Origin of the sequence: Paenibacillus sp. J22TS3, assembly GCF_018403205.1 — a bacterium.
Taxonomy (GTDB): Bacteria; Bacillota; Bacilli; order Paenibacillales; family Paenibacillaceae; genus Fontibacillus; species Fontibacillus tuaregi.
Genome location: NZ_BOSF01000001.1, coordinates 559,044 through 584,361 on the forward strand (window position 1 = coordinate 559,044; position 25,318 = coordinate 584,361).

Here is a 25,318-nt window from a genome sequence, read left to right on the forward strand (position 1 = left end):
CAGATCATTTGACCGAATGGCCGCTTGGATGAAGCTGGTTAAACAAGGTCTGTTTGGCACGTTCATCCTCAATAACTTTCTTCCAAGGATCTTCTACCTGCTGCAGAGCAAATTCGATCCGCTCCATCAAGGCTTTACGCTGATCCAGGTTATCAACGACGGTCTCGCGGATTTGCGCAAGCCCCATTCGCTCCACCCATTCCGAAGTTCTCTCCAGATACTTACCAGTCTCTCTGTAATATTGCATAACAGCACCACAGATCTCGATCAGCTCTTCGTCTGTTTTTACTTTGCAGAGCGAATCCGCCAATCTTGCTTTTATTCCGCCATTTCCGCCTATGAAGATCTCCCAGCCGCCATCATTGCCCACAATACCGATGTCCTTCGTGCAAGACTCCGCACAGTTTCTTGGGCAGCCGTTTACCGCCAGCTTGAATTTAGCCGGGAAGTCCAGTCTCTCGAATTTGCGTTCCAGGATAGCTCCCATTCCCATGGAATCCTGGGTTCCAAACCGGCAGAATTGCGAACCGACACAGGTCTTGACCGTGCGGAGAGATTTAGCGTAAGCATAACCCGAAGGCATATCCAGTTCTTTCCAAACCTTCGGAAGGTCTTCCTTCTTCACCCCGATTAAGTCTAACCGCTGGCCGCCAGTCACTTTAACAACCTTCACGTTATACTTAAGCGATACATCGGCAATCTTCTTGAGATCCTCTGGAGTTGTTACGCCGCCGTACATCCGTGGAACGACAGTATAAGTCCCGTCCTTCTGAATATTAGCGTTCATCCGCTCGTTAACAAAGCGGGATTCCTTCTCATCACTATGGGTGTCCGGATACAGCATCCCCAGGTAGTAGTTGATCGCAGGACGGCACTTCGAGCAGCCTTCCGGTTGACTCCAGCCAAGAACGTTCATGACTTCTTTAGTTGTTGATAAGCCTTTAGCCTGAATTTCGGCCACGATCTCATCACGGCTTAATGTGGTACATCCGCAAATCCCCTGTTTGGCAGCTTCCTTGAAACCATCGCCAAGCACGTATTGGAGAATTTGTTCCACCATTGGCTTACAGCCGCCGCAAGAGCGGGTTGCCCCGGTGCAGGCTTTAATTTCGTCTACTGTAGTAAGCCCCTGCTCCGTGATCACATCCACAATTGTCTTCTTGGTGACCCCGTTACAGCCGCAGACGATCTCGTCATCCGCCATTGTCTCCACAGAGGCGGTCTTCTTAGCTCCGCCACCGCAGCAACCGCTGCCCGTAAGCTGGCCATAGAGTTCATCCGTCATTTCTGTGTGCTGTTTGATTAACTTCTGAAGATTAGCCGACTCTGTAATGTCTCCGAACAGAACCGCTCCTACCATAACGTTGTCTTTGAGCAAAATCTTCTTATAGGTACGTTTCCAATCATCCTTCTGAGAAATGACCCGATGCTCAGGACTATCGATGAATTCTCCTGTTGAGAATACATCCACCCCGGAGATTTTCAGCTTGGTCGAGACGACGGAACCCTCATAACCCGCAGTCTCCACTCCGCAAATATGCTTCGCAAGCACCATACCCTGCTCGAAGAGCGGCGCAACCAAGCCATAACAGATACCTCGGTGCTCATTGCATTCCCCTACCGAATAAACGCCCTCCATAGATGTGCGCATATAATCGTCAACCAGAATACCACGGCCTGTCTGAATTCCACTGGCAGCAGCCACATCGATATTAGGTTTGATGCCCACAGCCATAACTACGAAATCAGCCTCAAGCTCGGTTCCGTCGGTAAACTTAAGCCCGGTTACCCGGTTGCCGCCAAGCAGTTCCGCCGTCTGCACGCCCATCGCAAATTTGATTCCTTGCCGCTCCAGCTCATCCTTAAGCATCGCCGCCGCCTGGCTGTCAAGCTGGCGTTCCATCAGATCATTCATCAGATGCACAACTGTGACATCCATACCCAAATGCACTAGTCCCTTAGCAGCTTCCAATCCAAGCAATCCGCCGCCAATTACCGCAGCCTTACGGTAGCTCTTCGCAGCCTCAAGCATCTGATTGCAGTCTGCGATATCCCGGAAACCAATAACCCCTTCCTTATCACTTCCTGGTATAGGAAGAATGAATGGTTTGGAGCCTGTAGCTATAATTACATTATCATAAGGGACCCTAATGCCGTTCTCTGCGACAACTTCCCTTGTGTTCTCGTCAATACGGGTAACCGTGGTTCCGGTGTGAAGTGTAATTCCGTTCTCTTGATACCAATTCAGATCATTTAGAATGATATCATCAATGGTCTTGCTGCCTTCCAGCACGTAGGAAAGCATGATCCGATTGTAATTGGGATGAGGTTCACTCCCAAATACGGTAATCTCAAAATTTGAAGATAACTTTAAAATTTGCTCTACTGTACTAATTCCAGCCATCCCGTTACCGATGACCACTAGTTTCTTTTTATCCATATCAATATGCCTCCCACTCAATTCAGGCATTGGATTATCTATCGCCTTTGTTAAACCAAGTATACCGACTACCATGTAACTGAAGTGTGAGAATTGTCACACTTTAGTGATTATTTTCACAACTTTTTCCGCAAAATTGTATCCCTCTGTAAATGCGCTATTTATTCATAGCGCGGGAATAATATATTATTCTCCAGATGAACATGCTGGAAAGTCATCTCCTCCAGCTCCTCCAGACGGGAATAGGTGATTCTGTATGTGGTGCAAGCATGATCTGGCGGTGTAAAGTCCTGGGTTAATGCGCGAATTTCCTTAAGGATATTTCCCGCCTTGTCATGCTCCGCTTCCAGCTCAGCAATCGAGGTTTGCAATTTGACCAATGTCTCTGGTTCCCGCGCGGTCTCCCAATTGACCATTTTCGGAAATACTTCATCCTCTTCCTTCTCGGTATGCTCAAGCAGTTCCGCCTTCAATTGTCCGAACAACCGGTGTACCTCGGCCAAATGCGCTTCATGCTGTCCATGTACACGGAACACTTTATTCACGTTCTGCTCTATATGCGGGAGTTCCTGCCGCAAATAAGCATGATGCTTGTTAACGATATGAGCAATAAGATCACAGGAGTTCCAACGGGTATAATCGTTCTCTTCCTTGGCAGTAGGGTGTTCATTGACCATCTGGCGAAGATCATTCAGCACTTCCTCCAGGATGAGCCCTCTCTCTTCAACAGCCTCTTGCAGCGGACGGTTCCCTCCGCAGCAGAAATCAATTCTGCGGCTGCGGAAATAATCGCTGGATTTGGGGAAACGGATCACGATATCTCTAACTTGCTGCTCTCCGCCCAGTAACAGTTCAGCTAATCCCATATTTTATCTCTCCTATCTGTAGTCTGTGAATTTAGTTACATCGTACTTGATCCCTTGCACTAGGGTGTGTGATTTGAGTAACATGGAATATGGACAAATAAAAAAGCCCGGCAGAATTCCTGCCGAAGCTCTTATCGTTATTTATATACTGAATTTAACCTGAATTATTTCAAAACATCATGCTGCACATAACGCTCACCATTCAGTTCGCTCAATAATTCCACCGCAACCCTTGCTCCATCTCCAGCGGTGATAATCGAATGCACGCTTACTCCTGCAGCCGTCCCTGCCGCCCAAATTCTAGGATTGCTGGTTCGGCCAGCACCATCAGTTGCAATTACCGTCTTAATTCTTGGTTCAATACCTTCCTTAAGCTCAAGCCCGGTTTGCTTCGCCAAGTCAGTAAGCGCTCCCGTTGCAAGAATCACATAAGAAGCTTCATAGACTCTCCCGGATTCAGTCTTGATCTTAACGGTTTGACCGCCATTCGTATCCACTACGGTAACCTTCTCCTCGATGAACTTGGCACCAAATTTTGCAGCCTGCTCACGCCCAATCTTCAGCAGATCAGGACCAGAGATATCTTTGACGCCATAGTGGTTCTCAATCCAGGCCCGCTTGGTCATACTGGTGTTGCTGTCAATTACCAAGGTCTCTTTGCCTGCTTTGGCCAGGAATAATGCTGCACTGGCTCCAGCTGGTCCTGCTCCGATAATAATGATCTCTGCCACTAAAGCACCTACTCTCTGTAAGAATCAAGCCTGCCCGTCTGTCTAAAGACCGGGCTGGCTTATATTATTCTACCCAGGCTTCTGCCCAGGATTGAATCTGCTCCATGACAGGACGCAGCGCCCTGCCTTTGTCTGTCAGCTCATATTCAATTCTAACCGGGGTCTCCGGGTATACATGACGTACCAGTATCCCTTCACATTCCAGATCCTTCATGCGTTCAGACAGCATTTTATCACTCATAGACGGAATCAGTCCGGAAATATCCTTAAAGCGCTTCGGACCGCTCATCAATGTCTGTATAATCAGACCATTCCATCTTTTCCCCAAAAAAGAGAATGCAGACTCAAATCGCGGACACAAAACCCATTGATCCTCCACAAAAATCACCTCTTCGTCGTCCGGTCAGGGTTAACCGAAAAAACTTACGTTTAGTTAGTATATATATTTTACAACATTTTGCTTATAAATGAAACGGATAATATCTGATTATACAATATATACGTGCGATGGTATACAAAATGAACTTTGACACTGATTTTACAATTAAAATTCTGGGCGAAAAAGAGCCAAACCCGCTTCCGGCTCTTCCAGAAGGTAGTTTGGCTCTATTAGGTGGAACTTATTTGGTTATTTTACACCCACCACATATCCGCGCTTGAATCTTCAATAATAATCGGCTGAAGGTTGCGGACAGCCTTGGTAAAGCCTTCCTCGATCGACATCAGGCCGTCTTCATGCTCAATGCTGACCACATAATCATAACCAACAAGGCGCAGCGCACTCACAATATCCGCCCACGTCTTGCTGTCATGGCCGTATCCGACCGTCCGGAACTGCCAAGCCCGGTCAAGCATGTTGGTGTAGGACTGCATATCCGTAATCCCGTATTTGTTCACATTGATGGGATCAATCACCGTATCTTTAGCGTGGAAGTGGTGAATCGCACCTTCACGGCCGAGAATATGGATCGCTTGAACTGGATCAATCCCCTGCCACCACATATGACTCGGGTCAAGATTGGCCCCGATCGCTTCACCTGCAGCTTCCCTGAGGCGAAGCAGCGTAGCTGGTGTATGAACAGAGAAGCCGCCGTGAAGCTCGAGACCGACCTTCACATGATGGTCTGCCGCATATTTCCCCCATTCGCTCCAGTAAGGGATAACCTTGTTCTCCCACTGCCACTTCAGAATCTCTTGGTAGTCATTCGGCCATGGGGCCACAGGCCAGTTCGGATATTTCGCATCCTCGTGATCCCCCGGGCATCCGGAGAATGTATTTACAACGGGAACTTCCAATAATTCGGCAAGCTGCACCGTTTTTACAAAATCATCATGATCCGCCTTGGCAAGCGCCTTCTGCGGATGCAGCGGGTTACCATGACAGCTAAGCGCGCTGATGGTAATGCCCCTGGAATCGAGAGCCTTCTTAAATGCATCGCGTGCTGACTTGTTCTCCAGCAGCTCATCCGGCTTGCAGTGTTTGTTGCCAGGATTTCCTCCTGTACCAATCTCTACAGCTTTTACGCCTTGGGATGCGACAAAATCAAGGGCCTCTTCAAAAGAACGGTCTCCAAAAAGTACAAGAAATACACCTAGTTTCATTGTAATAGTTCCTCCTGTCCTCTATTCAAAATACACAGTTTTGCCTGTTTTGGCGGACTCATAGATCGCTTCCAGAATCTCCGTAACCACCAATGCCTGCTCTGGCTTAACAACTGGCTCCTCGTCCTCAAGCACGGCTTTCACCCAGGACTTGGCTTCCAGATAAGCATCCGTCTCCTCTTCGCCTTCGTAGAAGGCTACGCCGCCGGAGCTGAGATCCACCTTGGTCTCCCACAGCCGGCTGTTCTTCTCTCCATTCAGACGAAGACCGTTCTTCATATCCGCACCGCCTTCGGTTCCGCTTAGAATCGTCAGAGCTTCACCGATTTCAAGCACATTGAGCGCCCAACTGGATTCCAGAATAATGGTCGCCCCGTTCTTCATCGTAATGAAGCCGAATGCGGAATCCTCCACTTTAAACTTCTCAGGGTCCCAGGAGCCGAAAGCGTTAGCCGCATTGGCCCGGCTGCCCAGCTTATGGAACACAGAACCCGTCACACTCTTCGGTTCATAGTTGTCCATCAGCCACAATGTCAGATCAAGCGCATGGGTTCCGATGTCGATCAACGGGCCTCCGCCCTGCTTCTCTTCGTCCAGGAACACACCCCAGGTTGGAACCGCACGCCGCCGGATCGCCAGCGCCTTGCCCAGATAAATATCTCCGAGCTCGCCGTCCTCACATAGCTTCTTCAGGTATTGACTGTCACTGCGGAAACGGTTCTGGTAAGCGATCGATAATTTCTTGCCTGTACGTTTTGCCGCTTCCAGCATAGCCCGTGCCTGCTCAGAAGTCTTGGCCATCGGCTTCTCACACATGACGTGTCTGCCGGATTCCAGCGAAGCGATTGTGATTTCAGCATGGGAGTCATTTGGCGTACATACATGAACGACTTCCGCTCCACTTTCCTCGAGCAGCTGTTTATAGTCAGTATAGACTTTACTGTCCGCACTTCCATATTTCTCCTTGGCTTCCACGGCACGCTCTTCAATAATATCGCAAAATGCTACCAGTTCAACCTCTGGTTGTTTGGCCAGACTTGGGAGATGTTTTCCCTTGGCAATTCCGCCGCAGCCAATTACCGCTACCTTCAAAACTTTAGACATGTATTTGTCCTCCTTGACGTCGATAGTTCTTAATCCATTCCATGCTAATCTCGATGCACTTCAGCGGGTCATTTCGCAGACACTCATCCTGTTCAACCACCAGCCACTCAGCCCCTGAAGCGACGGCCGCATCCGCGATAGCTTTCAGATCTACTTCTCCTTGACCCAGCTCTACCGTTTCAGCTGATCCATCCGCCTTCGTGACCATGTCTTTAAAATGAACAAGCGGAAGTCTGCCTGTATATTTCAAAATATACTCAACCGGATCATAACCCGCGAAGTGGACCCAGCAAGTGTCCAACTCGGCTTGAAGAAGAGAAGCAGGCACCTGCGAGAACATGGCATCGAGCGCAGGCTGCCCTTCATACTCTTCACTCAGCTCAAAATCATGGTTGTGATACAAGAGCACCATGTCTTCTTCCGCCGCTTTCATACCCAGGCTCCGAATGCCGTCAATGGCGCCCTGCCAGCCTTTACGCTGATCTTCCGACAGATAGGGAATAATTAAGTATTTGTTCCCAATGATCTGATTAAAAGCAACTTCATCACCCAGCGACTGCTTCAACCGCTCGTATCCGATATGGGAGCCCAAAGCCTCCAGGCCAGTCTCGGCCAGCAATTCTTTGACCTGCTCAGCGGTGCGTCCATAATACCCAGCAAACTCCACTCCATGGTACCCAAGCTCAGCCACCTTGCGGATCGTTCCTTCGAAGTCCTGTTCAAGTGATTCCCTGACTGTGTACAACTGCAAGCCGATTTTGGTCAAAATTGCTCACTCCAGTCTTTGTATTTAGTTCATTCCAAGTAATTATATAAAATGAACTTATTAAGGTTACCCTTTAGGGGCGCTGCGATGCCGAGTGTTCTTTAAGGCCGCTGTTGTCTCCGTAATGCCTGAACTAGATATCCAAGTAGGGGCATTTCGGAGACAAAGCCGGACGCTCCGCTTCTTCAGAATCACTCGGGATCGAAGCTAAGATCGGTAAATACTAAAGTTCATCTTATATAACATCATTCAGATCAGTTCTTGGGCTGACTGCCTGAAGTATGCCGCCAGAGCCGCTGCACTCTCCAGTTCAATATGACGCCCTTCTCTCGATGAACGCTCGAAGGCATGCATGGCCTCCAGCACATGATAAGCCTGAAGTCCATTAGCCCGGTGTAATATACCCGCCTGAATAGCCCTGGTCATATCCTCAACGCCGCGGCCCCTTTCATTACCCCCGCATTCAAATAGGGCAGGCAGGGTTTCCCATTCCTCATTCCCCGGCTTTCTCAGCTTGACCTCGCCACCGAAATAATTCGGATCAGGCAGATGAAGCGTACCTTCCGTACCATAAATCTCCATCCGAGGCAGCTGGCTGCCGCCAGGGATATCAAAGCTGGTGACCAGTGTTCCAATAGCCCCTCCCGCAAAATCAAGGGTCCCACTGTAATGCGTCGGTACATGCACCGGGATCTCATCTCCCGCATGCTCACCGGTATGTATCCTTCTGGGCGAAATCTGAATCCCCGCCGATCCGCTGATTCTTCGAATAGGCCCCAGAAGATTCACTAGGGCAGTTAAGTAGTATGGCCCCATATCGAACATGGGGCCGCCCCCGGCCATATAGAAAAACTCCGGATTGGGATGCCAGAGTTCAGGACCAGAGCCCACCATAAAGGCAGCAGCGGCTATCGGGCTCCCGATGGCTCCCTGATGAATAGCATTGCGCGCTGTCTCCATCCCCGCACCGAGGAAGGTATCGGGGGCTGCGCCCACCCGGAGGCCTTTCTGAGCAGCAAGCGCCAGGATGGACCTGGCTTCTGCCAGTTCGAGACACAGCGGCTTCTCCACGTAGACGTGCTTCCCTGCTTCAAGCGCCTGAAGGCTGACAGGTCCATGGGAGGCGGGGATCGTCAGATTGATAATCAGGTCAATCTCTGGAGATGCCAGCATCTCCTGGACCGTGTATACGTTTTCAACTCCATACTGTGCCGCTCGTTCTTTTGCTTTATCCAGGACGATATCCGCACAGGCGGCAATATGTACGTACGGACTGTGGCTCAGGTAAGTGAGATATGCCGGACTGATATTGCCACAGCCTATAATTCCCGCCTTAAGTTTCGTCAATGTCTCATCTCCCCGGGCTCTGGCGCAAGCCAAGCTGATATTCAATTCACTTAACAAGTAATATGGTATTCCTATTTGCAGTACAGTAAAATGAATAATATGATTGAAACCTGAACAATCTGGTCATTATTTCTGAGAGATATAGGGAGAAGCTTGATGAATATCAATGATAACTTGCATATATTGGCAGCTGGTTATGCAATGCACCATAAGCCTTATTTTTCTAATCATCCGGATGGACTTGATCACTATCTGATCCGGATCCAGACTGAAGGAAGAAGCCGGACACGGTGTGATGGCAAGCTAGTCAACGTTGAGGCTGGCGATCTGATCATCTTTGCTCCGGGAGAGCCCTATGAGCTGAGAATTGATGCCTTTGAGAACAAGCAGGGGGATAAGACTCTGTTCAGCGGAGATTATTATATACTTCTCCAAGGCAATTGGATGGACGAATGGTGGAAGATGAAGAGTCGTCCCCATAAGCTCCGTGTTCCCCTGTCTGAGGGCTTTGTCGGAATCTTCCGCCAGATAATGCTGGAGCAGCAGCGGATGTCGAACCCCACGCCCGAGATTGCTGAGTACTATCTGCGGATTCTGTGTCTTGAAATTGACAGACAGCTTCTGGAGCTTCCCGTTCCAACTCCGAGAACTTATCTTGCGTATCAGATCAAACAGTATATTGAAGAGAATGCCTCCACTTCCTTTAAGCTGGAGGACGTAGCTGCCCATGTGGGGATCAGTGTGTCCCGGGCAGTGCACCTCTTCAAGGCCGCGTTTGGAACCAGCATCATGCAGCATACGCTGGAAATTAGGCTGAACATGGCCAGAGAGCGGGTCATATTCAGCCCACTGTCCTTGGAACATATTGCTGAAAGCTCCGGCTTCCCAAGCTACAACTATTTTCACAAAGTATTCCGCTCACGGTTTGGCATGTCGCCCAAGCAGTTCAGATTGTCCAGCCGGGAATCCATGAACGGGTAGACAACAATGACCAAAATAGCAAAGCGCTAGTCCAAAGTTACCCCCTTGAACTAGCGCTTTGTTTATTTTTTGTAAAAGCTGACCGCTTTGCTGTAAGATTACTCGCTTTTGGGACGGCTCTGTCTGATTCCTCTTTATGGCTCAGTGGCTTCAGTTCACCGCGTTGCGGATGGCTCTTTGTCTTGCATTGTTTCTTTTAACATAATTGCCGATGCCAACCACCAAAGCAATCATAACAATCTCGAAACCGTACTTGATGAACCCATTCGTGAACCAGGCGGAAATCATCGGCTCGTCCACCAGCATCTTGGCAGCAGTCCAGGCCAGCACAGCTGCCCCCAGCGTGATGACAATCGGGAAGCGTTCGGTAAGCTTCAGAATCACTGTACTTCCCCAGATCATGATCGGAACAGAGATTGCCAGCCCGATGATGACCATCAGGTTGTCCCCATGCGCCGCTCCCGCAACAGCTAGAACGTTGTCGAGTCCCATCATGGTATCCGCAATAATAATCGTGCGAATTGCCGCCCAGGATCTGTTCCCCGCTTTAATCTCATGGTTCTTATCATCGACAATAAGCTTGTAGGCAATCCATAAGAGTGCAAGGCCCCCCACCAATCTCAGACCCGGCACAGCCAACAGCTGAACCACCAAAATGGTCATCACCACACGGACCAGAATAGCGCCGATCGTTCCCCACATAATGACCTTCTTCTGATCTTCCTTAGGCACATTCCTTGCTGCGAGACCAATAACAATCGCATTATCCCCGGCCAAAACCAAGTCAATCAAAATAATTGACATCAGCACAGTCCAAAAGTCCACGCTCATCAAATCCATTCTCATCTCCCCTTTACCATTTAAATTTAGTGGCCGGTCCACGCAAAATAAGCGCCGCGGCTTTTACTTGGGCCACGACGCTTAACGCATCAAAAAAGACCTTTACCCAAGTATAAGTACCGGGCAAAGGTCTCGCTAACAACGGTATCGTTGTCAATAAAGCCGGGGATGTTATCCCGTAATGACGACTTTATTGTCAGAAGCTACTCCCCTTTGAGGAACCATGCAATATTCTTATTTGGATTATAGCATGGTATTTATCAATACGCCAGTCCCTGGTCAAATGCCCATTCAATAACCTTCCCTTTAATATATAATTCGATTCCACGCGCACTCTTTGGTATTATGATCATATATAAAATGAACTTATGAAGGTTACCTTTTAGGGGCGCTACGATGCCGAGTGTTCTTACGACCACGGTTATCTCCGTAATGCTTGAACGAGATTATCCAAGTAGGGGCGTCTCGGAGACAAAGGTGGACGCTCCGCTTATTCAGAATCACTCGGGATCGAAGCTGGGATCGGTTACTCCTCAAGTTCATTTTATATAGCAGTTTTATTTTTTTTGAAAGGAGCCGCTATGCGAAAATGGCTGGCTGCCGTAGTATACGTCATATTGTTAGCTGCCGCTTGGGTTAATAAAGAAGCGCTGGCTGACTGGTTTAACCATCGCCCTCCGGCCGGGTCCATGCTGGCCATGGCCACCCTGCTTGCCTTATGTCCGGTCATCCCTTACAAAGTTGTTGTGGGTGCCGCAGGATTTATGTATGGACCTTGGTGGGGGGCTGTGATCTGTCTGATTGGCTCCACAACCGCCGGCGTTCTGGTCTACTTGGCCGTAGCCTATGCTTACCGGGAACAAGCCAGGGCTTGGCTGAGCAAGTATCAAATGCTTGGCCGCTACACCCAATATGTGGAGAAGCATCCTCTGGAGTCTATCATTATCATGCGGGTGATTCCCCTGCTTCCACAGATGGCCGTCAATGCCTTTGCTGGAATCACGCGAATGAAGCTGCACGTCTTTGTATTAGGCTCAGCGATCGGCAAGCTGCCCGGTATTTTTGTCTACTCCTTCCTTGGGGGAACCGTGTTCAAGGACCCAATGCTCGCCTTCGGGATTATGGCGGGTTACCTTCTGTTTACAGGGGCCGCCCTCTGGGGATATAAAAGAATGACACGAGTTAGATAAGGTGAGCCATATAACATACTATAGATAAGGAGTGATTCATACCTATGAGTAATTCAACTCAAACCCACGAACTTGCTACTTTTGCAGGAGGCTGCTTCTGGTGCATGGTCTCTCCTTTTGAGGACCTTCCCGGCATCGAGAAGGTTGTCTCCGGCTACACAGGAGGCCATGTTGAGAATCCAACCTACGAGCAGGTCTGTTCTGACACAACCGGCCACTATGAAGCCGTTCAGATTACGTTCAATCCTGACATCTTCCCCTATCAAAAGCTCCTGGAACTTTTCTGGCAGCAAATTGACCCGACAGATGCAGGCGGCCAGTTCCATGACCGTGGGGATTCTTACCGGACTGCCATCTTTTACCACAATGAAGAACAGCGTATCCAGGCGGAAGCATCCAAGAAGAAGCTTAGTGAGAGCGGACGCTTTGACAAGCCGATTGTGACGCCAATCCTGCCGGCGGCCCCTTTCTATGAGGCCGAGGAATACCATCAGGGTTACCACAAGAAGAACCCAGCCCATTATAAACGCTACCGCAAAGGATCGGGACGCCAGGACTTCATTGAGAGCCACTGGTCGGGCAAGGTTGATGAGGACGAGCTCCGCAGTCGCCTGACTCCGATGCAGTATAAGGTGACCCGCCAGAACGGGACCGAGCCTGCATTTGCCAATGAGTTCTGGGATCACCATGGCGAAGGGATTTATGTGGATATCGTCTCGGGCGAGCCTCTGTTCAGCTCCAAGGATAAATATGACTCAGGCTGCGGATGGCCGAGCTTTACCCGGCCAATCCGGGACTATAATGTCAAAGAAAAAACAGATCTCAGCCATTTCATGGTCCGTACGGAGGTGCGCAGCACGGAAGCTGATTCCCATCTCGGGCATGTGTTTAATGACGGTCCTGCCGACCGGGGAGGCCTGCGCTACTGCATCAACTCGGCAGCGCTTCGTTTTGTGCCGAAGGAAGAGCTTGAAGAGCAAGGATACGGTGAATACCGTTACCTTTTTGATACAGAGTAATTTTTGTGGGAGCTTCCTGCCAGGAGGCTCCTTTTTCATTTTGCCATGCCTGCATACCAGGCCGATAAACCTGTGAATTGAACGTTTCACCATACATCAGCAGGGTAAGTAGTAACTATACAGAGCATAAGGAGTGATTCATATGCCTTGGAGCAAGAATGATTACCCGCCCTCCATGAAGAACCTGGATTCCCGCGTCCGTAATAAAGCGGTGGAAATTGCCAACGCCCTTCTGGATGAAGGCTTTGATGAGGGACGCGCCATTGCGATCGGAACATCTAAAGCGGAAGAGTGGGACAAGAATCACCCCACACACCAAAAATAACAGAAGGAGGACCCTGAGCTTCAGGCGTCCTCTTTGCTTTTAATCCAACCAAGTGGCTTAGCAGATAAAATAAAGGCATTTCACAGCCTAAGCCGTAAAATGCCTTTAACTACCCTTATGCACGGGCTGTCTTCTCTTTGACTGCCACCGGAACACGGAGCTTCGGCTCTTCACTTCTGCCGTAGTTCACAGTCCAGGTTATGACCTTACCTGCGATCAATACCGCCACAACGGTAAACAGTGTCTCCATCATAGGCAGATAGATCAGCGAGATCAGAAGCACGACCGCATCCAGCGCAATAAACACAGTACCAATCTTCAGTCCGGTTAATTGACTTAGCAGCAGGGATAGAATATCATCACCGCCTGTTGCACCACCGGCCCGAAGCACCACCCCGGCTCCAATACCGGTAAATAACCCGGACAAAATTGCAGCGAGCAGCAAGTTGTTATGCAGATCAATATGAAGCGGCGAGAACCGGTCGCAAAGCTCATAGAAACCGGAGAAAGCAAGCGAACCGATAATCGTGTTCAGCAAGAACTTACGTCCTTTCAGAATCAAAGCCAGAATGAATACCGGAATGTCCAGCACCAAAGCCGTAACCGCTGGCGGGAAGTTAAACAGATACTTGCCCAGCAGGGAAAGGCCGACAAACCCGCCTTCTGAAAGGTGGTTCTGAAAATTAATATGGTAATAAGTAAATGCAAGCAAAAAAGTGCCAATAAGCATCAATACTAACTGTTCTGTGTCAACTAGCCATCTCTTGTCTTTCCTCATACGGAATCCCTCTTATCGTAGTTTGGTTGACCTTACGGCAACTCCCTACGAAGAAGGTCCTAGAGGGCTTTATCCTTCGCATTGTCACACTCTTCTTTCGTGGAAGTTTAGCCGTAAACCGACGAGCCACGAAAGAAGCTAAGTATAAGAGAGATCACAACGTTTCCAAATCGTCCTTTGGGGAATTGTCCTTCGGGGACACATGGTATCCTGATCCTTTCTTCTTTATATTGCAGAATGATTCATGGGGACTGATCAAATATTTCATCATGCCGATTCTGCTTACTAATACTATTATACCACACTAATAATCATGTCTAAACAGCTTGTTTGTAAAACAAGAAATTTTCTGAAAAGAAAAGTGATAAATTTCATTGCAATTTGATTCCTTTTCACAAAGTGTCAATTTTTCGTGTGACGGCGATCACACTGACAGACTATACGGGTTTCTATACTTAGTTATGAATTCAAGTTCATAACGGAAGGAAGAATCCCATGCTTGATCCAAAAACTATCGAAATTATTAAGTCCACCGTCCCTGTGCTCGAAATTCACGGACAGGACATTACACGCACATTTTACCAAGCTATGTTCAGAAATCATCCTGAACTGATGAATATCTTCAACCATGCCAACCAGAGACAAGGCAAACAATCCGCTGCCCTAGCCAACGCGGTGTATGCGGCAGCCGCCCACATCGACCGCCTGGAAGAGATTCTGCCAGTGGTCGTTCAAATTGCCCACAAGCACCGGGCATTGGGTGTCCTGCCGGAGCATTACCCGATCGTAGGTGAGAACCTGCTGGCGGCAATCAAAACCGTGCTTGGCGAAGCGGCAACCGATGAAATTCTGGACGCTTGGGCACGGGCCTATGGTGTAATAGCCGATGCATTCATTGATGTTGAGCAGAAAATGTATTCGGAGGCTGCCTCACAGGCTGGCGGCTGGCAAGGATTCCGTCCCTTCATTGTGGACCGTAAAGTCCGGGAGAGCGAGGTTATCACTTCTTTCTACCTCAGGCCCGCTGACGGCCAAGCCATTGCTTCCTTTGAGCCGGGTCAATATATCACGGTATGCGTAAAACCGGACGGGCAGGAGTTCACACATTTGCGGCATTACAGCCTGTCTTCAGCCCCTAACCCGGATTATTACCGGATCACCGTGAAACGCGAGGATGCCGGGGCCGGTTCACCGGCAGGCGTTGTATCCACCTATATGCATCATGCGGTGGAGGAGGGCAGTCAGCTTCAGATCAGCGCACCGGCGGGATCATTCGTACTAGATCAGGCGAAAAGCTCCCCGGTTGTTCTCATCAGCGGAGGTGTTGGTCTCACTCCTATGGTCAGCATGCTGGAAACACTTCTTGAGCAGAGCCCGGAGCGTGAGATTGTCTACATTCATGCGGCCCGTAGCGGAATCTACCACGCCATGAAAGATCATATCCTTGAGCTGACCAAGAATCATAATAATCTCAAATCCTATCTGATCTACGAAGATCCCGCAGATGGCGAAGTCTGTGATAAGACCGGATATATTGATCTGCCTTGGCTTCAACAGGTAGCGGATGGGCAGGCCGACTTTTATTTCTGTGGTCCGGTTCCTTTCATGCGGGCTGTAAACCGCGCGCTGCAGGAATGGGAGATTCCTCAGGAACGCATTCATTTTGAATTTTTCGGTCCAGCTGACAGCTTGTAACTCGCAAAATAGAATCTACTAAACTTCCGACCTCCCTTTCCTTCACTTTAGGCAAAAGGGAGGTTTTCTTGCTTAATTAAATGTAATATTATATTACATAACGAGGCATATTTAATTAAATATATTTTATTTTTTATATGAAAAATCAACGAAAAACTTAATAATTCAAAGAATTTATATGATGTATCCGCTTTTTTGACCTCTACTTAGATTTGTTAATTTACCTAACATCAATTTATGATCATTCCTGAACTTATTAAACTTTTTTGGGACATCAGGAAGGAGAGTGGATGCATGAGGATTGTTACATCTACAGGAAAAAAGGGGATATTAGCAGTACTTGCAGGGCTTCTGATCACTGGAGGAGCAGGATTAAGCCCAGCTCAGGCAGCGGGGAGCACAAATCTATCTGCGTCACATAATGTGACATACACTAAGCAGGTAAAAGGGGTTTCTCAGGCAGAATTTGCAGCAAAGCTTAAAGAGCTGACCGGAGCTGCAGACATCCCCTACTCTTCATCCAAAGGGTCCGGGATACTTCTAACAAGAGCGGAAGCTGCGAAAATGATACAGCTGGCGCTGAGCCTTAAAAGCAAGTCGACTGCGTTTCAAGATGTGTCTGGCTCTTCCCCCTACGCGACGTACATAGGTGCCGTGATTCGGGCCGGTATCATGAATGGGCAGTCCGAACGGCTTTTTGGACCAGAAGCTCCCATTACCGTCTCACAAGCCTCCATCATTTACGACAGGGTCCAGAATTATCTGAAGCCATTTGTACTTGAGGAAGCCTCCATCACCGATATGCAGACAGCGATGGAGCAGGGACGCTTAACCTCCAAGCAGCTGGTGCAGCTGTACCTGGACCGTATCCAAAAGTACGATGACCAAGGAATCAAGCTGAATGCAGTGCTGAACCTCAACCCGAATGCTCTGCAGATTGCAGAGTCCCTGGATCAGGAACGTGAGACAAACGGTCCGCGCGGCCCCCTTCATGGAATCCCAGTATTAGTGAAGGATAACTATGATACCAAGGACATGCCGACAACCGCAGGCTGCATTTGTCTTAAGGATTCGGTTCCTTCCAAAGATGCGGAGCAAATCGAGAAGCTGAAGCAGGCAGGCGCCATTATTTTAGGCAAAACCAATCTCCATGAATTCGCCTTTGGCATTACAACCTCCAGCTCGCTTGGAGGGCAAACCTTGAATCCTTACGCGCTTGATCATTATCCCGGCGGTTCCAGCGGAGGTACAGGAGCAGCCATTGCTGCCAACATGGCTGCAGCTGGCATGGGAACCGACACAGGAGGATCGATCCGCATTCCTTCCAGCTTCAACAGTCTTGTGGGGATCAGACCTACTGTGGGACTTTCCAGCCGTGACGGCATCATCCCACTTGCGCTGACCCAGGATGTCGGTGGTCCAATGGCTCGCTCAGTGGCGGATGCGGCCATCCTGCTGCAGGCCACAGCCGGATATGATCCTAATGATACGGCAACGGTTTATGCGGCTGGACATATCCCTAAATCATATACTCAATTTCTGGATGTTAGCGGGCTAAAGGGAGCCCGGATTGGCGTAGCCACCGAGCTGTTTGGCACGAAGCCTGAGGAGATGCCGGTTACGAAAGTGGTCAATCAAGCGGTTGAGGAAATTAAAGGTCTGGGAGCTACCGCAGTTCCAGTACAAATTCCGAATTTGGCGGCAATCATGAAATACCCGAGTCTTAGCAGCTATGAATTTAAATTCCAGTTGAATGATTACTTAAAGGAACTCGGTCCTTCAGCCCCTTACCATTCCTTGACGGAGATCATTAATTCCGGGAAGTATGACAAGACCCAGGAGACTTCCATGAAATCCCGTGATGCGAGAACTACACTGGATGAGCCGGAATATAAGGATATCATCCTGAACCGTACCAAAATTACCCGGGAGTCTCTCCTTAAGGTAATGGCGGACCATAATTTAGATGCCATCGTATATCCCACAACTACCCAGCCGGCAGCATCCATCGGCAAGGATCAGAACTCCGGGAACAATAACCGGTTAAGTCCTTACTCCGGGTTCCCTGCCATTTCGGTACCTGCAGGCTTCACAGACGACGGGCTGCCCGTAGGCATTGAATTCCTGGGACGGGCATTTGATGAAGGCACCTTAATCAAGCTGGCCTACAGCTATGAGCAAGGAACACATCACCGCAAATCACCAGTCTTGGCACCCTGAACCTTGATGAAATTAGTAAAACAAAGCCGGGCCTGCCCTCATTTGATGAGGAACAGGCCCGGCTTGTTGAATTAAGATTAATTTTATTACACTTCCAACGGAATCTTCCCTTGCTTCTCCAGTACCGCCATCCGCTCAAGAAGCTTCACTCCACTTAGCTGGGAACTGAGGGATACTGTTCCTTTAGGAGGAAATGACCAGTCCGTACCGATAAGGCCCTGAGCGTTCCTTCCTCTCTCCCAAAGCATGACGGCATTTAGATGAAGAAGCTGTATCGCCCGATCATCTGTATCTCCAGCAAGAGCAAGCTCAGCCAGATACCGGACAAAGATCCCTTTGAAGAGACCTCCATCGCCGTCTTCCTCATCCGGCAGCATTCCCGTAGCTGGATCGACGAGCTCCTCTTCAGCAGCTGCGGCAGTCTTATAAGCATCCCTTAAGTACTGGGGATCGCCCGTAACCCGGTTCAATTCCACCGCCGCCCCAATGTACACTCCTTGGCAGTAAGTAAATTTCCAATCCTTATCGACGACTCCGTCCCCATTGCGGTTTATTCCATCCCAGACGAACCCGCTCTCCGGATCTACCAGATGTGCCGTCTGCCAATTATAGATTCGGCGGGCCCAATCCAGATCCGCCTCCTGCCCAAAGCTGTCATACAATCTTGCCGCCAGAATAACCGCGGGGGCATTCGCAGGTGTATTTTTATAATCCAGCTGCGATTTCTGCCAGGCAATCCCGCCCCCCATTTGATCATTCCAGCCGGTCTTGATGTCCTCCCATAGAATTAGCGCTGTTTCCTTATAGGCCTGCACTCCAGTTGCCTGATATGCCCTCAGCCAGGCAATCGCCATCCATTCCATATCATCATATAGCTCATTGGGATAGGCTCCGCCATTTCGTTTCCGGATTCCGTCATGAAGGGCCGCCAGCGTCTCGGCATAACGCGCTTCACCTGTTCTCAGCCAACCATCGACCAGCACATCCACCGCATGAGCCATCCACCAATAATGAAAGATTGTGTTGCATGCCCCATTCAAACAAGGGGTCTCAATGTTATACATGTCAATTTCCGGATTCCAGAAATGATCATTAAGCGACCTTTGGGCAGCTTCCGCGCGTTCGGCCCACAGCATAACCACTCCTCCTCTAATCTGATCCAATTATCATATTTATCTTTCTAAAGACCAAAAATTTGATCGACATTCAAGTAATTCGCATTCCCTTTACTGCTGTCATAACCGATGACTATAGTGTTAAAACCGGCTTTTAAATTCACATTTAACGTTAGTGTCTGCCAATCGCCCCAACCATTGGTAGCATTAAATACCTGGTTAGGAGCGATAACAGAACCATTTACAGAGATATAACGGCTTGCGTTCCCCGCACCTGCCGCGTAACGGATTGTCATGGTACGGGTGCTGTCCGAATTCTGGTTCACGTTGAAAGTGATGCCCGTCCCGTTCGTATTCCACCCGGCTACATACCCCCTGCCCGAATAACCTGCCGTACTGCTTTCATTAAAGATTCCACCCCCGCCGTTTTTGGTCAACAAGGCGTTCTCCGCTTCATACACTCCATTGCCTGCGATAAAGCCTGTGTAGCCGTCGGCAGGGACAAGCTGAAGAACCGAGGCCCCCGCCGCCGCAGCGAGACTTTGAACATACCCGCTTCCAGTTGGTCCAGTCCAATCACTACCTATAATCTGATCTGAATTACGGCGGTGGTTGTAAGCCTGGGTTGCATTTTGCTGCAGGAAAGTAAGATAGGACGAGTTACCTGTTTCAAGCCGGAGCTGATTAAGATAGCGCATAAATATCATCTTGAACCCGGCTCCGTCATTCTCCCCTTCGTACATAAGGGTATTAGACAATGTCATCTTGCTGATGACATAATTGGCGGAGTTGTTAGCATCCGTTAAGTAAGCCGCATTATGGGTTTCCTTATATAAGGAGAGGGCCGCCCCCATATAAGTGCCGTAGTTATAGCTGAAGTCCCAGTCTACTGCAGTTCCGTTTCCGCTGCCCTCCACGTGATCCTGCAACTTGCTTCCAGAGGAAAGCCTGCTCTTAATCCAGCCATAGATATTCTGGGCTTTTGTCAAATAAGCCGAGTTCCCGGTCGCATTCTTTAACTTCACAGCTGTAATTACCATTGGGGCGTTGGTCGCCATATTTTTTTGCGGGGAGGTTCCGTCCCTCTTCCACCAGATTCCCCCACCATAAGTGTTGTCATAGAAGCTGTAAATTTGATCAAATAAAAAGGAAGCGCGATTGCGGTATTCCTCTGTTCCGGTTAACTCATAAGCACGCATGCAGGCCAGCGCCCACCATCCCAAGTCATCGTTGAAATCGTTGGCCATCATATTCGGATACTTCTGGTTGAAGCCGGTATAAATTTCATCGATCATTGTCCGGTAAGTGCTGTTATGTGTTCGCTCATAAGCATCCATCACCGTTTCCCACAGCTGGGCTTCCCACCAAAAATCGGTGTATTTCCCCCCATCCGGGCCAAAGGCATGTTCGGAGTGAATCTGATGGTCACTATTGGTATAAAAGTACTTCGCACCTGGATCGTAAAATACATTTACAAAAGCATTCATTGCCGAGTCCGCATTGGAGCTTGTAAAAGCAGCCGCCTGCCTAGGCGCAGCTCCTACTCCAGCAAACGAACACGCCGCCAATACCGTAACAAGCAAACATTTTCCGACATTTTTCAACATCGTTCGCTTCATCCCTTCTACCGGTAAGATTCTTGCCCGCAATCACACTTCAGCCTTTAATTCCACTAAACGCAATGCCCTGCACGAAGTACTTCTGCAGCAGCAGGAAGAGAATCAGTATTGGCAGAATGGCGATTAACGCTCCTGCCATCATAGGGCCATAATCCGTCTGGTTGTTATATGAAAAAGCTTGAAGCCCCATTTGAATCGTGGCTTTCGAGGGATCATTAAGAACAATCATCGGCCATAGGAAGCTGTTCCAGCCGGCCTGAAAGGTAAAAATACTTAACGTGGCAAGCGCCGGCTTAGTTAATGGAAGATAAATATTCCAGAAGATCCGGAACTCACCGCAGCCCTCTATTCTGGCTACTTCCATCATGTCTGTCGGGAGGGTAAGGAAGAACTGGCGCATGAAGAATACAGCAAAAGTTCCTGAGGCTCCCGGCAGAATAATTCCCCAGAATGAGTTCAGAAGTCCCTGTCCGCCTGTTCCGAACAGGTCGTTGCCCCCGAGTAGTGGGAAGTGCCTTAACACATAGAAGCTTGGAATCATCGTAACGATCCCGGGAATCATCATCGCCGCCAGCAGCAGCCTGAACATTGGCTTGCTCCCCCGGAAGGTTAGCTTGGCGAATGCATAACCAGCCAAAGAGCCAAAGAACAAGTTGGCCAGTACCCCGGCAACTGACAGCACGAGTGAATTCCAGAAATACAGACCGAAAGGTACTGTAGTAAACGCTTTTTGATAATGCTCGAAAGTTAAGTGGCTCGGGAACCATTTAATCGGCAAGGAGAAGATTTCGTCGCTAGGTTTGAGCGAGGTCATCAGACTCCAGAAAAAAGGCAGAATCATGGCAACCGCAATTACAATGCTGACTGCATAAAACAAGATGCTTGCGGCAGTTTTGCCCATAACCATCTTCTTTGATTTTAGAGGCCGGATCACCGGGGAACCCGAATTGATATGAGTTTCCATCCAACTTCCCCCTTTCTAAACAACCGGTTCTTCCGCTTTATTGATCCGCATATTGATCAGCGAGAAGATCAGAATGGCCACAGCCAGAACAAACGCCTGGGCTGAGGCGTAACCCATTTGAAGCTGCTTGAAACCCTGCTGGTAAATCAGATATACCGGTGTTTTTGTCACATTCCCCGGTCCCCCTTGCGTAAGAACAAAGGCTTGGTCGAAGAGCTGCAGCGCAGAGATTATAGCTAATGTACTGATCAGAAAAGTTGTAGGTCTAAGCTGCGGCCAAGTGATATAGCGGAATCGGGCAAAGGCCGATGCGCCATCAAGCTTTGCGGATTCATACAGGTAATCCGGAACTCCTTGCAGCCCGGCAATATAAATCACCATATTAGAGCCGATAGACTGCCACAGGGTCACCATAATAATAGAAGGCATTGCGGTTTCAGTCTGGGCCAGCCACGCTGGCCCTGTAATCCCGAATTCGCTAAGCAGCCCGTTCACCAGGCCGTACTCCGGGTGAAGAAGCCAGATCCACACTGTAGCCGCTGCTACCGCTGAAGTTAATGTAGGCAGATAGTTGAAGGTGCGGAACAAACGGACCCCGAACCTTTTGTAATTCATCAGCATGGCAAGTCCCAAGGACAGCAGGATATTCAGAGGTATAAATATAACCGAGTAATATATGACATTAACAAAGGTAGTCCAGTAGAGACTGTCTTTAAACAACCGCTTATAGTTATCCAGAGCCACCCAGTCCATTCGGCTAAGGATGTCATAATTGGTAAAGCTCAAGTACAAGGCCATAACCACCGGTATGATGGTGAATACAGCAAACAGCAGCATGGTCGGAGTGATGAAAATGTAGGCCATTTTTTCTTGATGCCCGTTCAATCTCCCTTTGGAAGCCACTCCTATCCCCCCTTTTTCATCAAGCTAATTCAGCTATTTCACTACAGCGTTATCCTGTAGGAGTTGATCTCCACGCTGTTGGGCCTTGGCCAAGGTATCGGCCGCATTCTGCTTGTTCTGCTGGAACAGCTGCAGGCTCGGAATCAGCGCATCGTCTTCCATTACCGAGTAACCAGGATGCTGAGGGCGGATCTTAGCGAATTCCAATGTATCCAGGAATGGCTTCCACAGCGGATCATTCTGGAAGAATGGGTCCTGAAGAGCCGGTTTAAACCCTGGAATATTCAGGCTTGTTTTGGCCCATAACAGCGCGTTCTCCTTGTTGGCAGCCCACCATTTCATGAACTCCCAAGCTTCTTTCTGGTGCTTCGATCCTTCAGGGATGACCAATCCAAGCCCACCCATGACACTGCCTTTGTCTCCGTTTGGTCCTACTGGCGGAACCACTACACCGAAGTCCAGATCCTTACCGTATTTTTTATAAGTGCTGAGCATCCATGGACCGGTATATTGCATAGCCAGTTTGCCTGTTACGAACGCATCGGTTCCTTCACCGAGCCCTTGTTCAAACCCGACTTTGTATACTTTGTCTTTGTTCAGCAGACGATCCCAGAAATCAAGCACGGCCTTGCCTTTATCGTTGTTAAAGTTGGTTTTTGTGCCAGTCTCATCCATCATTTGACCTCCAGCCTGCTGAAGGTACATGTTAAACAAGCCATTATCCGCTAAAGAAAAACCTGCGACTTCCAGTTTGCCGCCGTTCCACTTCGTCGTTTTGATGGCAGCCTGTTCAAGCTCATCCCAAGTTGTTGGCGGCTTCACCCCTGCCTGATTGAGCAGCTTTTTGTTATAGAAGAGTGCCCGGGCATCTACAGTAAGCGGAAGCCCATACAACTTCCCGTCATAAGACAATTCCTTAATGGCTTCCCCATAGAAGTCATCCTTGTTGACTTTATCCTGGGCCATGAACTCGTCGATAGGGTGAAACACATTTTTAGGCGCATACAACGATGTACGCCATCTGTCCCAGAATACCAGGTCCGGCATCTCTCCGCCGGCGGATGCCATGGTCATGAATTTAGTGATCATATCCTGCTGGAGCACATATTTAACGCGGATTTTGTCTTGCGACTTATTGAATGCGTCAACCATCGTTTCGAACTGCTTCTGTCCCTCGCCAGCCCAGTCGCCCCAGAAGGTAAGCTCCACCGGCTTGCCGGATGCGCCATCCCCACCCGAAGCGGCCCCTGAGCTGCTGTCAGCCGACTTGGAAGGACCGCACCCGGCCAGAACAGATAAAAGCAAAATTGTGCTGAGCAGCATAGAAGTCCATTTTTTCATACATAAAACCTCCCTTTTTCTAATCTGAAAATTATATATATAGCTTAAAATGGTTACCCGCGGTTAACATAAAGCCCGCAGTAATCCATAGCTAACTCACAAAACATCATATTGGCCCATGAGAACCAGGGACGTGTATATTCGGACGGATTATCCGCATGAAAGCCTTCATGCATCAACCCCGTGCCTGCCTCCGTCGTACTCATCAAGCGAAGAATTCTTTCCTTCTCATCCCGGCTCTCCGCAGTCAGCCCCTGCACCGCAAGAGCAATGTGCCAGATATAACGTTCAGGCGTATGCGGACTTCCAATTCCTTCTGCTGCCTGACCCTTGTAGAAATACGGGTTCGCTTCGCTAAGAATGAATTTACGGGTATTCCGGTATACCGGATCATCCGGGCTGCAATAACCAAGATAAGGAATCGATAGAAGGCTTGGCACATTGGCGTCGTCCATCAGGTTGTAGTGACCGAGCCCATCCGTTTCATAGGCATAAATCCTGCCATATTCGGGGTGGTCGTAAACTCCGTACTCTTGAATGCCCCGGTCGATCTCAGCCGCCAGCTCCAGCGCCCGGTTCTCAAGAGCCTTATCTTTGAGAACTTCCCGGGCAATCTCTGCCAGATAGTTCAGTACAACAACGGCAAACATGTTCGAAGGTACCAGATAACCGTACTGACAAGCATCATCACTGGGACGAAACGCCGACCAGGTCATACCGGTATATCCGGTTTCAGGGCCTTTTCCTTCTCTGGTCAGCGTATCTGTTACAGCCCCGCCCGATCGTTGGAAACGGTAGGAGGAATCCTTCTCATGGTTCTGTTCCGTCTTCCACAGTTCCAGAATCTTCTCTGCTGATTCTCTGAAAATCCCCTTGAACTGCGATGTTCTCCCGGTATTCTTCCACAGCAGATAACTCAGCTGCAGAGGATAGCATAAGGAGTCTATCTCATACTTCCGCTCCCATATCCATGGAGACATGTCTGTATCATCATCTTGGTGTCCATGTCCATTTGGCGATTCGTTGAATGCGTTTGCATAACCATCCAATGTAATATACTGCAGCTGCCTCAAGACCAATCCTTCAATCATATCCGCCACATCTTCATCCTGCCCGGCTAGAACCAGAAAGGGCCTAACCTGGGCGGCTGAGTCACGCAGCCACATGGCTGGTATATCCCCCGTAATCACAAATGTGGTGCTGTCCTCCAGCCTCTTAATTGTGGTTCCCCAAGTGTTCTGCATCCCGTCTTTAAAAATCTCCAAAATTCTCGGCATTTCCTTCAGCTTCTCGGACATTCGTTCAGTCATCCGGCTCCAAGGCACAGTTATCTGGTCCTTCCGCTCCACAACAATCAACCCCTAACAATTATATCAACCTTATGTTTAACTTCTTGATTAACATTATAAAAACACAAATATAATATGTCAATATATTTTATATACCATTCTTATATATCAATATACTATTAT

22 protein-coding genes are annotated in these 25,318 nt (G+C 49.0%); 6 read left to right on the plus strand and 16 right to left on the minus strand.

Annotated elements, in window-relative coordinates:
* Positions 1–4: 4 nt before the first annotated feature.
* From nirB to KJS63_RS02725, 8 genes are all read right to left on the minus strand, one after another.
* On the minus strand, positions 5–2,440 hold the full coding sequence (nirB, locus tag KJS63_RS02690; RefSeq protein ID WP_213617844.1) for a nitrite reductase large subunit NirB: 2,436 nt from the start codon (positions 2,438–2,440) through the stop codon (positions 5–7).
* A gap of 161 nt (positions 2,441–2,601) precedes the next feature.
* Positions 2,602–3,306 (minus strand): iron-sulfur cluster repair di-iron protein, encoded by a 705-nt coding sequence (ric, locus tag KJS63_RS02695; RefSeq protein ID WP_213617845.1) that lies wholly within the window; start codon positions 3,304–3,306, stop codon positions 2,602–2,604.
* A 164-nt stretch (positions 3,307–3,470) separates the two neighbouring features.
* Complete coding sequence (locus KJS63_RS02700) at positions 3,471–4,037, minus strand: FAD-dependent oxidoreductase (protein ID WP_213617846.1); 567 nt, start codon at positions 4,035–4,037, stop codon at positions 3,471–3,473.
* A gap of 64 nt (positions 4,038–4,101) precedes the next feature.
* Positions 4,102–4,416: a winged helix-turn-helix transcriptional regulator gene (locus KJS63_RS02705; protein ID WP_068616857.1), complete on the minus strand. Its 315-nt coding sequence runs from the start codon at positions 4,414–4,416 to the stop codon at positions 4,102–4,104.
* 254 nt (positions 4,417–4,670) lie between these two features.
* Positions 4,671–5,639, minus strand: coding sequence for a sugar phosphate isomerase/epimerase family protein (locus KJS63_RS02710; protein WP_213617847.1), 969 nt, complete (start codon positions 5,637–5,639; stop codon positions 4,671–4,673).
* A gap of 21 nt (positions 5,640–5,660) precedes the next feature.
* Positions 5,661–6,743: a Gfo/Idh/MocA family protein gene (locus KJS63_RS02715; protein WP_213617848.1), complete on the minus strand. Its 1,083-nt coding sequence runs from the start codon at positions 6,741–6,743 to the stop codon at positions 5,661–5,663.
* Entirely contained in the window at positions 6,736–7,509 is a 774-nt protein-coding gene (locus KJS63_RS02720) for a sugar phosphate isomerase/epimerase family protein (protein ID WP_213617849.1), read from the minus strand. Before KJS63_RS02720 ends, KJS63_RS02715 begins: the two co-directional genes overlap by 8 nt.
* 249 nt (positions 7,510–7,758) lie before the next feature.
* Entirely contained in the window at positions 7,759–8,856 is a 1,098-nt protein-coding gene (locus KJS63_RS02725) for a Gfo/Idh/MocA family protein (RefSeq protein WP_213617850.1), read from the minus strand.
* Between the two features lie 156 nt (positions 8,857–9,012).
* Between KJS63_RS02725 and KJS63_RS02730 the strand changes: the two genes are divergently transcribed.
* Positions 9,013–9,837, plus strand: a complete 825-nt coding sequence (locus KJS63_RS02730) for an AraC family transcriptional regulator (RefSeq protein ID WP_068616848.1) — start codon at positions 9,013–9,015, stop codon at positions 9,835–9,837.
* Positions 9,838–9,987: 150 nt separating this feature from the next.
* On the opposite strand, the gene KJS63_RS02735 is transcribed toward KJS63_RS02730, so the two are convergent.
* On the minus strand, positions 9,988–10,677 hold the full coding sequence (locus tag KJS63_RS02735) for a TerC family protein (protein ID WP_213617851.1): 690 nt from the start codon (positions 10,675–10,677) through the stop codon (positions 9,988–9,990).
* Positions 10,678–11,258: 581 nt separating this feature from the next.
* On the opposite strand from KJS63_RS02735, the gene KJS63_RS02740 reads away from it, so the two are divergent.
* The 3 genes from KJS63_RS02740 (at position 11,259) to KJS63_RS02750 (ending at position 13,211) form a co-directional block, all read left to right on the plus strand.
* Positions 11,259–11,867, plus strand: a complete 609-nt coding sequence (locus KJS63_RS02740) for a TVP38/TMEM64 family protein (protein WP_213617852.1) — start codon at positions 11,259–11,261, stop codon at positions 11,865–11,867.
* A 44-nt stretch (positions 11,868–11,911) separates the two neighbouring features.
* Positions 11,912–12,886, plus strand: a complete 975-nt coding sequence (gene msrA, locus KJS63_RS02745; RefSeq protein WP_213617853.1) for a peptide-methionine (S)-S-oxide reductase MsrA — start codon at positions 11,912–11,914, stop codon at positions 12,884–12,886.
* Between the two features lie 142 nt (positions 12,887–13,028).
* Positions 13,029–13,211, plus strand: a complete 183-nt coding sequence (locus tag KJS63_RS02750; RefSeq protein ID WP_213617854.1) for a DUF2188 domain-containing protein — start codon at positions 13,029–13,031, stop codon at positions 13,209–13,211.
* A gap of 115 nt (positions 13,212–13,326) precedes the next feature.
* Here the strand turns inward: KJS63_RS02750 and KJS63_RS02755 are convergent, their stop codons facing one another.
* Positions 13,327–13,989, minus strand: coding sequence for a YitT family protein (locus KJS63_RS02755; RefSeq protein WP_213617855.1), 663 nt, complete (start codon positions 13,987–13,989; stop codon positions 13,327–13,329).
* Between the two features lie 495 nt (positions 13,990–14,484).
* Here KJS63_RS02755 and hmpA point away from each other — a divergent pair, with 495 nt between their 5' ends.
* Together hmpA and KJS63_RS02765 are read left to right on the plus strand one after the other, a co-directional pair.
* Complete coding sequence (hmpA, locus tag KJS63_RS02760) at positions 14,485–15,684, plus strand: NO-inducible flavohemoprotein (RefSeq protein ID WP_213617856.1); 1,200 nt, start codon at positions 14,485–14,487, stop codon at positions 15,682–15,684.
* Positions 15,685–15,978: 294 nt separating this feature from the next.
* The gene (locus tag KJS63_RS02765; protein ID WP_213617857.1) at positions 15,979–17,904 is read left to right on the plus strand and encodes an amidase family protein; all 1,926 of its coding nucleotides are present in this window, start codon (positions 15,979–15,981) and stop codon (positions 17,902–17,904) included.
* 86 nt (positions 17,905–17,990) lie between these two features.
* Here the strand turns inward: KJS63_RS02765 and KJS63_RS02770 are convergent, their stop codons facing one another.
* The 6 genes from KJS63_RS02770 to KJS63_RS02795 form a co-directional block, all read right to left on the minus strand.
* Entirely contained in the window at positions 17,991–19,040 is a 1,050-nt protein-coding gene (locus tag KJS63_RS02770) for a glycoside hydrolase family 76 protein (protein WP_213617858.1), read from the minus strand.
* Positions 19,041–19,084: 44 nt separating this feature from the next.
* Positions 19,085–20,626 (minus strand): glycoside hydrolase family 76 protein, encoded by a 1,542-nt coding sequence (locus KJS63_RS02775; RefSeq protein ID WP_213617859.1) that lies wholly within the window; start codon positions 20,624–20,626, stop codon positions 19,085–19,087.
* 49 nt (positions 20,627–20,675) lie between these two features.
* Complete coding sequence (locus tag KJS63_RS02780) at positions 20,676–21,545, minus strand: carbohydrate ABC transporter permease (protein WP_213618309.1); 870 nt, start codon at positions 21,543–21,545, stop codon at positions 20,676–20,678.
* Positions 21,546–21,617: 72 nt separating this feature from the next.
* Positions 21,618–22,466, minus strand: coding sequence for a carbohydrate ABC transporter permease (locus KJS63_RS02785; protein ID WP_213618310.1), 849 nt, complete (start codon positions 22,464–22,466; stop codon positions 21,618–21,620).
* Between the two features lie 72 nt (positions 22,467–22,538).
* Positions 22,539–23,846, minus strand: a complete 1,308-nt coding sequence (locus KJS63_RS02790) for an ABC transporter substrate-binding protein (RefSeq protein WP_213617860.1) — start codon at positions 23,844–23,846, stop codon at positions 22,539–22,541.
* A gap of 53 nt (positions 23,847–23,899) precedes the next feature.
* Positions 23,900–25,201: a glycoside hydrolase family 125 protein gene (locus tag KJS63_RS02795; RefSeq protein ID WP_244862496.1), complete on the minus strand. Its 1,302-nt coding sequence runs from the start codon at positions 25,199–25,201 to the stop codon at positions 23,900–23,902.
* Between the last annotated feature and the right edge of the window lie 117 nt (positions 25,202–25,318).

Excerpts from the sequence above, each read along its gene's own strand:
- hmpA (WP_213617856.1), top strand. The coding sequence starts at position 14,485 with ATGCTTGATCCAAAAACTATCGAAATTATTAAGTCCACCGTCCCTGTG.
- ric (WP_213617845.1), bottom strand. The coding sequence starts at position 3,306 with ATGGGATTAGCTGAACTGTTACTGGGCGGAGAGCAGCAAGTTAGAGAT.
- KJS63_RS02765 (WP_213617857.1), top strand. The coding sequence starts at position 15,979 with ATGAGGATTGTTACATCTACAGGAAAAAAGGGGATATTAGCAGTACTT.
- KJS63_RS02710 (WP_213617847.1), bottom strand. The coding sequence starts at position 5,639 with ATGAAACTAGGTGTATTTCTTGTACTTTTTGGAGACCGTTCTTTTGAA.
- KJS63_RS02770 (WP_213617858.1), bottom strand. The coding sequence starts at position 19,040 with ATGCTGTGGGCCGAACGCGCGGAAGCTGCCCAAAGGTCGCTTAATGAT.
- KJS63_RS02730 (WP_068616848.1), top strand. The coding sequence starts at position 9,013 with ATGAATATCAATGATAACTTGCATATATTGGCAGCTGGTTATGCAATG.
- KJS63_RS02750 (WP_213617854.1), top strand. The coding sequence starts at position 13,029 with ATGCCTTGGAGCAAGAATGATTACCCGCCCTCCATGAAGAACCTGGAT.
- KJS63_RS02775 (WP_213617859.1), bottom strand. The coding sequence starts at position 20,626 with ATGTTGAAAAATGTCGGAAAATGTTTGCTTGTTACGGTATTGGCGGCG.
- KJS63_RS02790 (WP_213617860.1), bottom strand. The coding sequence starts at position 23,846 with ATGAAAAAATGGACTTCTATGCTGCTCAGCACAATTTTGCTTTTATCT.
- KJS63_RS02780 (WP_213618309.1), bottom strand. The coding sequence starts at position 21,545 with ATGGTTATGGGCAAAACTGCCGCAAGCATCTTGTTTTATGCAGTCAGC.
- KJS63_RS02735 (WP_213617851.1), bottom strand. The coding sequence starts at position 10,677 with ATGGATTTGATGAGCGTGGACTTTTGGACTGTGCTGATGTCAATTATT.
- KJS63_RS02715 (WP_213617848.1), bottom strand. The coding sequence starts at position 6,743 with ATGTCTAAAGTTTTGAAGGTAGCGGTAATTGGCTGCGGCGGAATTGCC.
- nirB (WP_213617844.1), bottom strand. The coding sequence starts at position 2,440 with ATGGATAAAAAGAAACTAGTGGTCATCGGTAACGGGATGGCTGGAATT.
- KJS63_RS02740 (WP_213617852.1), top strand. The coding sequence starts at position 11,259 with ATGCGAAAATGGCTGGCTGCCGTAGTATACGTCATATTGTTAGCTGCC.
- KJS63_RS02755 (WP_213617855.1), bottom strand. The coding sequence starts at position 13,989 with ATGAGGAAAGACAAGAGATGGCTAGTTGACACAGAACAGTTAGTATTG.
- msrA (WP_213617853.1), top strand. The coding sequence starts at position 11,912 with ATGAGTAATTCAACTCAAACCCACGAACTTGCTACTTTTGCAGGAGGC.
- KJS63_RS02785 (WP_213618310.1), bottom strand. The coding sequence starts at position 22,466 with ATGGCCTACATTTTCATCACTCCGACCATGCTGCTGTTTGCTGTATTC.